Genomic DNA, 13,977 nt, shown 5'->3' on the forward strand with positions numbered 1-13,977 from the left:
CTATGTTACAATCTTATATAAATATTGTATATAGCAATAATAGGCTAATAGATACTAATTAGTGTTATATTTCTAATATCAGTTATTTTTCAGTTACAGATTTAATAATAATTAATAATGAGACCTAATATTTTTCTGCCTCTTATTAATTGTATATTTACTGTTATCTGTTATTATCATTAATAATAAATTTAAGGGGGCTTATATTATGAAGTTATATTTAAGTGCCGATATAGAAGGTACTTGTGGCATTGTAAATTGGGATGAAACAAAGCTTGAATGTGAATTTTCACAACACTATAGAACACAAATGAGCAAAGAAATAGCTGCTGCATGTAATGGAGCTACTCAGTCTGGTATGCATGAAATACTTGTTAAAGATGCGCATGATAGTGGCAGAAATATTAATCCAGATATTTTACCTGAAAATGTCAAAATACTTAGAGGATGGACCAAAGACCCACTAGTTATGATGGCTGGTATTGATGAAAGTTTTGATGCATGTGTATTTACTGGCTATCATTCTGGAGCTACTTGTAATGGTAACCCACTTTCTCATACTATGGATATTGATTATGACTACTTTAAAATAAATGATGAAATAGCATCTGAGTTTACTATAAATGCTTATGCTGCTGCATACTATAATGTTCCTGTGGCATTTTTAAGTGGAGATGAAATGCTTTGTGAAAGTGCAAAAAAACTAAACCCAAATATAATCACTGTTCCTGTTTCAAAGGGAATTGGGAATGGCTCAATTTCAATTCATCCAAATCTTGCACTAAAAAAAATAGAAGAAGGTGTTAGAGAATCTTTATCTGGAGATTTATCTAGACATTTAATAAAATTACCAAACAAATTTAAAATTGAAATAAAATTTAGAGAACATTATAAAGCTTTTAAAGCTTCTTTCTATCCAAATATGAAAAAAATAGATTCTCAAACAGTACTATTTGAAACAGAAGATTATTATGAGTTTTTGAGAATGTTGTTATTTATATAAATTTCATGTTATACATAAGGAGTTGATTAAGATAAGTAATAAAAGAAGGATTCCTTTAGGCGAATTTATTTCTGTATTTTTATTTTTTGCTGTTTTTTTTGGTATAACTTTTTGTATTTTCACTGTTATAGGAATTGGCTTCTTATCATTCTTAGGTTTTGAATATAAATCTATTGGGTCTGTACTAATTTTCTTTTTAATATATTTTTGTATAACTACCCCAATTGATTTTCTATGCACTACCATCTTAGATATATTTAGATATGTAAACAAATTGCCGTATTCAATTTATAAATTTTGCGAATTTATAATTGATTTTATACTGACTTTTTTAGCTATGAACATAATTGATACATTTATGGATTCAATAATGATTCCTTTAAGTACAGAAATTTTATTTGCCTTACTTTCTTATCTCTTATCTGAATGCATGGATTTTTTTGATAAAGATAAGAAAAAATCTTAATAAAAAGATAGATTACTTAATAGACGATTTATATATCCCTATTATCTAATCTATCTTTATTTGTGTAATCTTTTATATTTAAAATATAGTTTCTTCTATTTCTTTAGTCATCTTTATAGCATCATCAAAAAATTTATCTATATGCACCACTTCATCACTCAATCTTGAATACTCTGCTGCAAATGCCATTACATGACTTTCTATTGCATCTTTTGCTGCTACTCTTCCTTTTTCTAAGTCTTTACTTGAAACTAATTTAATAAATTCAGTTATGAGATTTCTATCATATTCTTCTACCATATCTTTCTTATTTGATGGATTTATAACTACTTCTTCATTTTTTCCAAATTCTTTAATTCTTATCTCATTTTTATTTAAATCTCCACCAACTTCTCCGTGACTAAACATCATCTTTATAGTTCTTCCATTTTCTTTAGTAAATGCACATAAATTAAAAGTAGCAGTTACTCCATTTTCAAATTGCAATATATTTACCATGTTATCTACAACATTATTATCACATCTGTAAACACATCTTCCATATGGACTTGTCTCAAGTATCTTTAAAAGATTCTCTTTTGTAGGATTTATATGCACAGCTCTATTTATATTTCTGTCATTTTCTAGGTAAATTTGTTTTGCAGAATATGGACATTTTTTTTCTACTAAACATTGAAGGCAATTCTGTGCCATTTCTCCCCCAGCATTTTCATTATTAAGATGCTTTAAACTTCCAAATGCAGAGATTTTTTTACATCTACTACCCACCAAATATAATAGAATATCCATATCATGACAACTCTTCGCCAAAATCAAAGGGCTTGTCTCATTACTATTTCTCCAATTCCCTCTAGTAAAACTATGAGCAAAATGCCAATATCCTATATTCTCATTATATTGTATACTAACTAATTCTCCTAATTTTTTACTTTCTACAATTTCTCTTAATTTATTGTAAAATGGAGAATATCTAAGTACATGACAAATCATAAAAATCTTATCTTTATGCTTATCACATAGGTCATTTATATGTACTAATCCATCTAAACTATTAGACATTGGTTTTTCCAATAATATATGATAACCTTTTTGAAGAGCTAAACTTGCTACATCATAATGTCTATCATCATTTGTAGCTATTATGACTGCATCTGCCATTTTATCCTGTTTAAAGAATTCTTCTAGACTTTCAAATACATTTTTGCTATTTAAGTTATACTTCTGTGCGAACAATTCACGTCTTCCTTTTTTAGGTTCTGCTACAGCAACTATCTCACATGTATCAGAATTTTCATAAATATATGGAGCATATGCATATGTCCCTCTATTACCTGCTCCAATCACAGCAACTTTTACTTTTTCCATACTTTAAATTATCCCCTTTATATTATTCTACTACTTTATTATATTCTATTTTCACATACATTTGGATATTTTTGATAAAAGAAACAGCAGTTACAAGTAAAAAACTATAACTGCTGTTTTAATTTAATATGCTATTCTTTTTTAACATAATATTATTTATTTTTAATGTAAACTTTAATATTATTTTTATTTATTTTGCTTATCAATTTCTTTTTCTAATTTGTCTAATTTTTTATTGTATAAAAACATATAAAATGCTGCTGAAAAGACTATTACATACCCCACAACACTTAGCATATCTGGATAAACATTAAATAAGAATATACTCAAGATTGCTGAAAATATTATATTACTATAATCAAATATAGAAATTTCTTTGGCTGGTGCATACTTATATGCTAAAGTTATACCAAATTGACCTAAACTTGCAAATACTCCACCCAATAATAAATACACAAGTTGCATAAGAGTCATTGGTTCATACACTGCAAAAGCTATTGGTCCTACAGTAACTAATGAAAAAACTGAAAAGAAAAACACAATTGTATAATAATCTTCTCTATCTCCAAGAATTCTTAAACAAGTATATGCTATTGCTGCAAATACAGCTCCTGCAACTCCTCCTAGGTATGGAATTACTTCAACACTAAATGTTGGTTTTATTATAAATAAAGCTCCTATAAATGCAATTATAATTGCTCCTATCTGTTTTATGTTTATTTTTTCTTTTAGAATAATTGCACAAAATATAACTACAAGAAAAGGACTCATTTTATTTAGCATATTAGCATCTGAAAGCATCAACTTATCAATTGCATAATAGTTAAATATAACCCCTAAAGTTCCAAAGATTGACCTATATAAAAGAACCTTCATATTTTCTTTTTTACCTGTTAAACTTCCTTTATGTTTTATAATAAGCCAAAATGCTATTATAGCCGATACCAAATTTCTAAAAAATACTTTTTGAAAACTTGGTAAATCGCCTGCCAGTTTTACAAATGCAGACATCATTGCAAAACCAAGAGCTGATGCCATTATAAACATTATGCCTTTTATTCGATTTGATTTGATTGTACTACTCATATTTACCTCTTTTCTATACAAATACATAAACCTATATTTAAAAACTACTTGAAAATTAAAATTTATAAATTAAATAATAATTATCTAAATATTCCAATTTATACTATAATTAAAAGTATAAATTATGTCAAGTAACTAATAAATCTTTTCAATTAATAACAATAATAATTATAAATAAAAAGTTATATCTTTTTATAGATTATTCGCCAAATATATAATATAATTTTATATAGTATAGACTTTTTTTAATTTATTATTTAGATTTTTAATGGATTTTTTAATTATGGAGGTATTTAAAATATGGAAATAAAAAGATATGAAGGAACTGGAAGAATGAGTAGAGCTGTAGTTCACAACAATACAGTTTATTTATGTGGACAAACTCATGCTGAAGGAGGAGTAGTTGAGCAAACTACTGAAGTTTTAAATAAGATAGAAGATTTATTAAACAAATATGGTTCAGACAAACAACATTTACTATCTGTTACTATTTATTTAAGAGATATGAAGGACTTCGAAGCTATGAACTCTGTATGGGATGCTTGGGTTGAAAAAGGATTTGAACCTGCTAGAGCTTGTGTTGAAGCTAGACTTGCTAGAGAACACTTATTAGTTGAAATGAGTGTTGTTGCAGCTACAAAATAATTACTTTAACTTTAATAAGCAAATATAATTATTTTAACCTATAAGGAGATATAGTATTGATTAGTACTATATCTCCTTATTATTTAATTTATTAATTTAATTATTTTCTATTGGCAATATCAATCTAGATGAGTATTTTCCTCCATGATAAATTGTATTTTTTGCTTTTATATACTCAATACTGTTATAACCATCTTTAGTGTTACTATTTTGGAATATAAAGTTTTTTGCGCTAGATGTTATATCCAACCTAATTCGATGTCCACTTTTAAATGTATTTGATATTTTTGAGGTTGTTATTGTAAACTTATAAATTTCTCCCTCTTCCATAAATTCTGACTTATAAAAACTATTTCTGAATCTAGCACTTAGTACACCATCAGCTAATTTAATTGAATTTCCATCTAAATCCACATCCATAATTTTTATAACCCAATCAGTATCTCTTGCAGAACTTGATGCAAAGAATTCTAATTTTATATCACCTGTTATAGTAAATTCTTCACTAAAAGCATCTGATGTATAGCACAACATATCACTTCTTTTCTCCAAATTTTTATAATTATTTGGAACTCCAACTTCATTTTCTGACATATCAATCAACTGTATTGAAGGGTCTTTTGGATTATATATGTAACTGTCATAATTTTCTTTTGAACATTCTTCAAAGGATAGTTTTCCATCCCCTAAAGATGTATTAGCATTTCCATCACTTATTAAATACATACTTTTATCTATTTTATTTTCTATTGGCCAATTTTCTGCCATCTTCCATTCATTCGAACCTACTGAATAATACTCTATTGGAGCAGTATTATCTATATCATTTTCTATTCCTTTTAAGTATTTATCAAACCATAATAGATAGTTATAGTCTACATCATACCTCAATGAATTATCTCCAAAAGGAATATCATTTATATCTCTTATAGTGTTTGAATTATGCATCCATGGACCTAATATGGCCTTTCTCTTTCCTATTTCATAACTTTTTATTACATCCAAAGCTTCTGTAGTACCCATACCATTATCATCATACCATCCAGATATGACTAATGCAGGCACATTTATTTTATCTTTTTTTAGATGCCAATCCATCCTATCCCAATATTCATCCTTTTCTACTCTTTTTATCCACTCTTCTAAAAATTCTATTCTATATCCAAGTGCTTCAATAGGTATATTTTGTATTGGTCTTATATTTAAAACATCATCCCAGTCATCTCTTATCATTTTACTTCTATCAACTTTATTTCTTGATACCATAAATGCCCATGCAAGCATTCCAGATACAAAAGCTCCACCTTTTCTTGGTATATCAATAAAAGGACTACCTGCTGTAACTATACTAATCAAAGCTTTTAGGTGTTTGTTTCCTGAAGATGCAGCTGCCCACTGAACATAACCAAGATATGATGCTCCCATCATTCCAACAACTTCATTTGACCAGTCTTGTGCTACTATCCAATTTATAGTACTATCCCCATCTTCTCTTTCATAAATCATAGGCTCCCACTTACCTTGTGATTCATTTCTTCCCCTGACGTCTTGTATTACAACAGCATATCCCCTTTGTACATACTTATAATAGATTTCTTTATCATTTTCTTTTCCATATGGAGTTCTCATAAGAATTGTAGGTATTTTTTTAGTAGAATCTTCAAACTTAGGAAGATATACATCTGTAGAAAGCTTTATTCCATCTTCCATATCAATCATATAATTTCCATCAAATTTTATAGGATATATCTCTTCATTTTTATGTGTTTTTTTCCACTCTTTTAATATAGTATAATCCTCATACCCATCCATAATTAGTATAGTACAAGTTTCCCTAGACAAACATATAAAACCAACTATTTTATTATCCAAAATAATTATATCTAAAGGAAATTTTTTATTTCTTTGAACCCAGATATAGTCATTAAACTTAGAATATGTTTCTCCTAACTCATTTACAACTATACTTTTATCTGTATTTATTAAACTATTAGTATAAAAATTAAAATTTTCAAATAAAAAGTTCAAATCTATTTTTGTAAGACTTAAATAGTATATACCTTCTTCTTTACTCATAGGCTTTATTTTTTCTATTTCATTTGTAAAAGGATTCAGTTTTTCAATAAGTAAAACTTCGTCAAATACTACATTACCACTATATAAACCAGATATATATAACTTAAACTTTTTCAATAAAATCACCTCCTATAGACCAAGAAACATTTTTATTGCATATGCCACCGATATACCTGCATAATTTCCTAATACTCCACCAATTACACCCATCACTACAGCTACACTTACAAGTGAATTCCATTTTGCTGAAGCAGCTACTAAAGCTGATGTTGGACCATCAGCAATTGCTCCAACTATAGAAAGTATTACATATTGGTACTTTATCTTTAACATTCTAGTTACAAATAGATGGAAAGCAAATGAAGCAAAGATTATACTAAAGCAATAAAATGTTATAGTAAAAGTTGAACCTAAAAACTCTTTTATATCAACTGAAAATCCTATTGTACATAAAAAGAATAATGCAACAAATAATCCCAAATCTAAATTACCCTTTAATTTTTTTACTGGTTTTAACTGAGCAATTATAATTGAAATTGTTGTAACTAAAAGAATTCTTGCTGCACTGCTAAAACTGGAATTAAAATATCCTGAAAGTATTGTTGCGACCTCTGTAACAACAAAACCTATAGCCAACATCCAAGCAATATCTTTTATACTCCACTCTTTTGATTCCATAAATTCTTCGTTCTGGCAATCTTCTAATTCTGATTCTTCTACATGATATGGCCAAAACTTTTGGAACTTCTTCGAATTTTTTAATATCGCTGGAAGTGCAAACATAAATATTAACGTTGGAACTCCAATTACATAGTCCGCTGCATTTGCTGCTGCAAGAGTTTGTCTACTTACATCAAGACCTGTTCCAATAGCTGTAAGATTAGCACTTCCTCCAGTATATGTACCTACAAACATCCCTGCGACTTTCCATCCTTCTGATATTTCACCTGCAAATACTAATCCAAATAAAAATGCCATTATACTTACTGTCAATACTGCCACAAAAATTGCTATTAAAGGCTCTCTTGATAGTTTTGTCATTTCTTTTAAGTCAACACTCATCAACATTATAGTCATGGAAACTGGTATAGCATATGTAGAAATAGTTCCATATAATTCTGTACTCACTGGAACTACTTTTAAATTTGAAAGTATTATTCCCATTATGATTATTGTAAGTGCTGGCCCTAAACTTTTAGTTACTTTATATTTTTGTAAGTAAAATCCAAATGCAACCATAGCTGTCATTATTGCAAGTATACTACCTGTACTTGAAAAAAGTGTATTCATATTTAACCCCCTAATTTCATCATAAGTTCACTTCTATTCCTAAACCTGGTTTGTTGATAAGATTCATAATATCTCCATCCATTTCAAATCCTCCAGATATACTTTCTACTTCTTCACAAAACATAAAACTATCAAGGTCAGCTTCTGTTATATTCTTCTTAGATGCTATTAAATTTGCTGCTGCTGTTATGCCAATTCTTGTTTCAAGCATACATCCTAGCATACAATTAACCCCACTGGCTTCAGCTATATTATTGATTTTTATTGCAGGATAAATTCCACCAGATTTCATCAACTTTATATTAAATGTATCAACTGCATTTTTCTTTATAGCTTTAATTGCATCTATTGGTGAATGCAATGACTCATCTATCATAATCTTAGTATTACTCTTATTTCTTATGTAAGCAGTACCATCTAAATCCCAATGTGGAAGTGCTTGTTCAATCGCATCAACATCAAATTCTTCTAGTTTTTTGATAGTATTTATGCTACTATTTACATTCCATCCTTGATTTGCATCTATTCTAATTCTTATATTATCTCCAACAGCTTCTCTAATTAGTTTTACAGCTTCAATATCTTCTTCAGGTCTTATTCCAGCTTTAAGCTTCAATATTCTAAAACCTTCTCTAACTCTTTCCAGTGCTTCTTCTGCCATTTTCTCTGGCTTATCTATACCTATAGTTACATCTGTTTGAACTTTGTTATCATATCCTCCAAGAACTTTATAAAGAGGTATATTCATAATTTTACCTTTAAGGTCATATAGAGCTATATCAATTGCTGCCTTAGCAGAAGTATTACCTATTATGATTCCATCCATAATTGTATGTATAATTTCAATATCTAATGGGTCTTTACCTATAAGTTCTTTTTTAAACATAATTAATATAGAAAGTACAGTATCTAAAACTTCACCTGTAACTGCTGCAAGAGGAGCAGCTTCTCCAAATCCATAGTAACCTTCATCAGTCTCAATTTTTAAGATTATGCTCTCTCCATATTCAATTGTTCCAAACGAAACTACAACAGGCTTTCTTAATTTGATTCTTAATTTCTCAAATTTAATATCTGTTATTTTCATGTTAACCTCCTCGTTTTTTGAAGTAATAATTTAATTTTTTTATTTTTATACTTCAAATTATATTATTACTTCAATATATCTGTCAATATAATTTACTGAAAATTTACTTTTTTCTAAAATATCTTACAATAATACCTTTTAAATTAATAATCCTATATTAAATTTTTCTGCATTATATTAATTCATCAATAATTTATTTTTATAAGGTTTTATTTGAATATCGCTAATTGCTAATTCTTAAAATCTTACATTCATCTTTCTTGCTACTAATTCTATGTTATGCTATAATTACTTTGTTTTAATCGAATATTTTGTATAAATTTTATTATTTGGAGGTTCTTATGCTAGGGGAAAAGATGAGAAATATAAGAAAAAACAAGAAAAAAACACTAAGTGATGTTTCCAAGTTGACAGACTTATCTATAAGTTATATATCTCAAATCGAAAGAGATGCTATTGAGCCATCCCTGTCTTCATTAAGAAAAATCGCTGAAGTTTTAGACACTCCTTTATATATGTTTATGGATGATAATAACACTGATGATTTAGTCATCAGAAAAGAAGATAGAGTTATGATGAAGTTTCCAAAAAGTGAAATGTTTTATGAGATAGTATCTCCAATGCCAACAGCTGATTTTGCACCTTCAATCTTATTTTTAGAATTTGAACTTAAACCAGAAAGTGAAGATACTAAAAGCTATATATCTCATGCATCAGAGGAAGTGGTTGTATTAACAAGCGGTATAGTTGATATTTGTATAGGTGAAAATATAGTAAGATTAAATCCTGGGGATTCAACATTTATAAAAGCTAATACTCCTCATAAAATTATCAATCCAAGTAAAGATACACTAGCTCGTGGATATGGTGTTATATCACCTCCCATTTGGCCAATAAAATCCAAGTAAATACCTATAATAATACAATTGTTTAATACATAAAATGCTTAATATATAAAACCAAAATGTAATTTTTCTTTTCAAATTAATGTATTTACTCAAAAAAAATAGCTATTTGACTAATTTAAACCATGTTTAATAATGGCAACTAGTAAATAGCTATTTCTAAATTGTATTTTAAATTGTAACAAAAATTAATATTAATTAAATTTAAATTAAACTGCTATATCATTTAATACTTTGGCTTTAACAACTCTTATATTTTTCATACTTTTATATATATCTTGAATCTTATCCTCTTGTTCTCTCAATAATTTATGAGCTTCATATATATCTACAAATTCAAATTTTACTACATCATTTGGTTTTGCTTGCGCTAACTTATACAAATCTACACTTATAACATTTCCTATTTTAGTATAACCACCACTAGTTTGTCTATCTGATAACATTATGATAGGTTTCCCATGCCCAGGCACTTGTATAGCTCCATAAGAAATACCATCAGATATAATATCTGCCCCATTAATATGCTTTATACTGTCTCCTTCTAATCTACAACCCATTCTATCTATTTCATTTGTAACCTTATATTCATTTAATAGAAATTTTTCTACTTCCTCTTTAGAAAAAGCATCAAATTGAGGTCCTTTTATAATTCTTAATACTATTTCTGAACTATAACTTGGAATGTATTTTGAATTTAATTTTTTATTTATTGTAAAGTCTTTTTCTTGAGCAAAAGTATTTATATAATCGCCTTTTTTAAGTGCTCTACCTTCAAATCCACCAATCTTAGCTCTTGTATAAGTTGATTTACTTCCCATTGCAAGTGGAACATCTATTCCACCAGCTATTGATACATATGCTCTAGCTCCTGATTTTACACCTCTAAATGATAACATATCACCAGGATTTATTTGATATGATCTCCAGTTTTGAATCTCTTTTCCGTTTATTCTAGCTCCTAAATCTCCACCAGTTACTGCTATTTGTGTATATTCATCAAAGGTAATTGTAGGACCTAACATTAGAACCTCCAAAGAAGCTTCATCTTCAGAATTTCCAACTAATATATTTCCTACTCTATGTGCATATTCGTCCATTGCTCCACAGCCAGATACACCATATTGCCCATATCCAACTCTACCTCTGTCTTGTATTAATGTTTGGAAACCTCCTAATTCTATTTTAAATCCCATATATACCACTCCCTGTATTATCACTATTTTTAAACACTTAAATTATTTTTTTCAATTTCTATAAATTCATCTAAAGTTATTGGAACAAACTTTATAAAATCTCCAGCACGAAGTAAAATTTGCTCTTCTCTATTTTCATCATATAGTTTTAAAGGTGTTCTACCAATTATTTGCCATCCACCAGGGCTATCTATAGGATATACACCTGTCTGAGAACCTGCTATTCCCACACTTCCACCGTAAATTTTAGTTCTTGGTACTTCTAATCTAGGTGTAGCTATTCTTTCATCCATTCCACCTAGATATGGAAATCCAGGAGTAAATCCTAACATATATATTAAATACTCTCTGCCTGTGTGTATATTTATGACTTCATCTACAGTCAGATTATTGTGGCTTGCAACAGTTTCAATATCTATACCAAAGACCCTATCATAACATACTGGAATTTCATGTATTTTAGGTTTTGGTAGCTCTATACTTTCTAAATTATTTTCTATTTTTTTTAAACTCTCAATTAAACTATCAAAATCTATTTTTAGAGGATTGTAACTTATCATAAGTGACCTATATGTTGGCACCATTTCTGTAACAATACCTTTAAGATTTGATATTTCTATCGCTCTCATAAACGAAATTACTTTTTTATTTATATCTTCCGATATCTCATTTCCAAATTCAGCAACTACTGCTTTGTCTCCTGATAGCAAGTATCTAGTTTCCATAAATGTCACCTCTTCTAAATTAAACAAATAAAGTGCTTAGGCTACTAAGAGAAGTTATTCCTGCATAAGCAGATATTAAAACTACTATTAATCCAAATATCAAAAGCCATGTAGGATGTTTATAATCGCCAACAATATCTTTTCTCTTAGATGCTATAAGCATTATTCCTAAAGTTATTGGAAGTATTAAACCATTTAAAGCGCCTGCTAAAATTAATAAAGTTGCTGGTTTTCCTATAAACGCCATTATAAGTGTTGATATAGCTATAAATGCTATTATAAAATACTTTTCATTTTTTGCTATAAAAGGATTTAGCGTCTTTAAGAAAGAAACTGATGTATAAGCAGCTCCTATAACTGATGTAATTGCAGCAGACCATAATACAAGCCCAAAGAATTTATATCCTATCGCTCCTGCACTAAATTTGAAAGCTGAAGCTGCTGGATTTTCTGGGTCAAGTTGAAGCCCTTTTGAAACCACTGCTAATATTGCTAAAAATAATAGTACCCTCATCATAGTTGCAACTAATATCCCTAAAAGAGATGATTTAGTTATTTCTTTTATATTTTCTTCACCTGTTATTCCGCCATCTATTAATCTATGTCCTCCAGCAAATGTTATATATCCTCCAACACTTCCTCCAAGTAGAGTTATTATTGGAAATATCAGTGTCTTTGGATTTTCTGGTTTTACCATTCTATAAACTGCTTCTCCAACAGGAGGATGATTTGATATTGCTACATATCCAACTATAATTATCATACCTAATGCTAAAAACTTAGTTATCTTATCCACTAAAGAATTTGAATTTTTTGACATAAATACAAATATTGCTATTAACCCACTTAATATAGTTCCTAATGTCATATTCATATTAAACATTACATTCATACCAAGTGCAGCTCCACCAACATTTCCTATATTAAAAGCTAATCCACCAAGACCTACTAAAAAAGCTACAAAGTAACCTAATCCAGGTATTATCTTATTTGCTATATCTTGACCTCTAAGTCCAGATACACCAATTACTCTCCATACATTTACTTGAGCTCCTATAAAAAGGATAGTTGTAATTAGTACTACAAATGAAAAACTTGGCCCAAAATCTTGAGTAAACTGTGCTGTCTGAGTTAAAAATCCTGGCCCAATTGCTGATGTTGCCATTATAAATGCGGCCCCTATAAGTGCCCCAACGTCTTTTTTACTTTTTTCGTTATCAGTAATATTTTTTGTACTCATATTTTATTTCCCCCTCATATTATCAGTCTTACAATATGTCCTCTGATGAACAAACTTCCATATTTTCTAATGGACAAACTTCTATACTTTCTAATTCAAAACGTTTTCTTATTTCTTTAACAAACTCTATTGCTTTTGGATTGTCTCCATGCACACATATAGAGTCTGCTTTAATATGTATAATTTCGCCAGTTATAGTTTCCACTGTTCCTTCTTTTACCATCTTAACAACTCTATCTATTGCAGTTTTTGTATCATGTATAACGGCTCCTTCTACATTTCTTGGAACCAAAAAACCGTTACTATCATAGGCTCTATCTGCAAATACTTCATTCGCAAACTTAAGCCCAATTTCTTTAGCAGAACTTATCATTTCACTATTATATAGCCCTAACAACGTAATATCTTTATCAACTTCATATATAGCTTCACAAATTGCCATAGCTAAATTTTTATCTTTTGCAGCCATATTATATAAAGCTCCATGTGGCTTTACATGCTGTATATTACATCCATTTGAACTTGCAAATGCCATTAATGCTCCCAATTGATACTTTGTATAATCTTTAGCTTCTTGTTTTGTTATTTTCATCTCACGTCTTCCAAATCCTATTAAATCTAAAAACCCTGGATGTGCTCCTATTTTAACTCCATTTTCTTTAGCGAGTTTTACTGTTTTATCCATATGACTAGGATCTCCTGCATGAAATCCACAGGCTATATTAGCTGATGAAATATATTTTAAGACTTCTTCATCTAAACCAATCTTATATGTTCCAAAACTTTCTCCTAAATCGCTATTTAAATCTACTTTATACAATTTATGACCCCCCTTGCTAACATTTTGATAGAATAAGTAGTTTTAATTTTTAAATTTTGTTTATTATATATAT

Annotated in this window: 13 protein-coding genes; 4 read left to right on the forward strand and 9 right to left on the reverse strand. The window is 28.8% G+C overall.

From position 1 onward, the window contains the following. The first annotated feature begins 208 nt into the window (after window positions 1-208). Together KGF50_RS16015 and KGF50_RS16020 are read left to right on the forward strand one after the other, a co-directional pair. Window positions 209-1,003 (forward strand): M55 family metallopeptidase, encoded by a 795-nt coding sequence (locus tag KGF50_RS16015; protein WP_227848988.1) that lies wholly within the window; start codon window positions 209-211, stop codon window positions 1,001-1,003. Window positions 1,004-1,025: 22 nt separating this feature from the next. After that, window positions 1,026-1,469: a regulatory YrvL family protein gene (locus KGF50_RS16020; protein ID WP_227848989.1), complete on the forward strand. Its 444-nt coding sequence runs from the start codon at window positions 1,026-1,028 to the stop codon at window positions 1,467-1,469. A gap of 78 nt (window positions 1,470-1,547) precedes the next feature. Here the strand turns inward: KGF50_RS16020 and KGF50_RS16025 are convergent, their stop codons facing one another. Then, window positions 1,548-2,834, reverse strand: a complete 1,287-nt coding sequence (locus tag KGF50_RS16025; RefSeq protein ID WP_227848990.1) for a Gfo/Idh/MocA family protein — start codon at window positions 2,832-2,834, stop codon at window positions 1,548-1,550. Between the two features lie 186 nt (window positions 2,835-3,020). Then, window positions 3,021-3,920, reverse strand: a complete 900-nt coding sequence (locus KGF50_RS16030) for a DMT family transporter (protein ID WP_227848991.1) — start codon at window positions 3,918-3,920, stop codon at window positions 3,021-3,023. Window positions 3,921-4,220: 300 nt separating this feature from the next. Here KGF50_RS16030 and KGF50_RS16035 point away from each other — a divergent pair, with 300 nt between their 5' ends. Continuing rightward, window positions 4,221-4,565, forward strand: a complete 345-nt coding sequence (locus tag KGF50_RS16035; protein WP_227434296.1) for a RidA family protein — start codon at window positions 4,221-4,223, stop codon at window positions 4,563-4,565. Between the two features lie 96 nt (window positions 4,566-4,661). Here the strand turns inward: KGF50_RS16035 and KGF50_RS16040 are convergent, their stop codons facing one another. The 3 genes from KGF50_RS16040 to KGF50_RS16050 are packed head-to-tail and all read right to left on the reverse strand — an operon-like array spanning window position 4,662 to window position 9,018. Beyond that, window positions 4,662-6,758, reverse strand: coding sequence for a CocE/NonD family hydrolase (locus tag KGF50_RS16040; protein WP_227848992.1), 2,097 nt, complete (start codon window positions 6,756-6,758; stop codon window positions 4,662-4,664). A 12-nt stretch (window positions 6,759-6,770) separates the two neighbouring features. Next, window positions 6,771-7,931 (reverse strand): DUF819 family protein, encoded by a 1,161-nt coding sequence (locus tag KGF50_RS16045; protein WP_227848993.1) that lies wholly within the window; start codon window positions 7,929-7,931, stop codon window positions 6,771-6,773. Window positions 7,932-7,950: 19 nt separating this feature from the next. Then, window positions 7,951-9,018, reverse strand: coding sequence for a dipeptide epimerase (locus KGF50_RS16050; RefSeq protein ID WP_227848994.1), 1,068 nt, complete (start codon window positions 9,016-9,018; stop codon window positions 7,951-7,953). Between the two features lie 341 nt (window positions 9,019-9,359). On the opposite strand from KGF50_RS16050, the gene KGF50_RS16055 reads away from it, so the two are divergent. Then, window positions 9,360-9,926 carry an XRE family transcriptional regulator gene (locus tag KGF50_RS16055; protein ID WP_227848995.1) on the forward strand — a complete coding sequence of 189 codons (567 nt, stop codon included), beginning with the start codon at window positions 9,360-9,362 and terminating at the stop codon, window positions 9,924-9,926. Between the two features lie 206 nt (window positions 9,927-10,132). Here the strand turns inward: KGF50_RS16055 and KGF50_RS16060 are convergent, their stop codons facing one another. Genes KGF50_RS16060 through KGF50_RS16075 form a run of 4 tightly spaced genes read right to left on the reverse strand, consistent with a single transcriptional unit; the run spans window position 10,133 to window position 13,904 of the window. Further along, window positions 10,133-11,119 (reverse strand): biotin-dependent carboxyltransferase family protein, encoded by a 987-nt coding sequence (locus KGF50_RS16060; RefSeq protein WP_227848996.1) that lies wholly within the window; start codon window positions 11,117-11,119, stop codon window positions 10,133-10,135. Between the two features lie 29 nt (window positions 11,120-11,148). Next, window positions 11,149-11,844, reverse strand: coding sequence for a 5-oxoprolinase subunit PxpB (gene pxpB / locus KGF50_RS16065; RefSeq protein WP_227848997.1), 696 nt, complete (start codon window positions 11,842-11,844; stop codon window positions 11,149-11,151). Window positions 11,845-11,863: 19 nt separating this feature from the next. Then, window positions 11,864-13,084, reverse strand: a complete 1,221-nt coding sequence (locus KGF50_RS16070) for an NRAMP family divalent metal transporter (RefSeq protein WP_227848998.1) — start codon at window positions 13,082-13,084, stop codon at window positions 11,864-11,866. Window positions 13,085-13,112: 28 nt separating this feature from the next. Then, complete coding sequence (locus tag KGF50_RS16075; protein WP_227848999.1) at window positions 13,113-13,904, reverse strand: 5-oxoprolinase subunit PxpA; 792 nt, start codon at window positions 13,902-13,904, stop codon at window positions 13,113-13,115. Window positions 13,905-13,977 lie beyond the last annotated feature (73 nt).

Origin of the sequence: Clostridioides sp. ZZV15-6598 (assembly GCF_020657705.1) — a bacterium.
Lineage (GTDB): Bacteria > Bacillota > Clostridia > Peptostreptococcales > Peptostreptococcaceae > Clostridioides > Clostridioides difficile_F.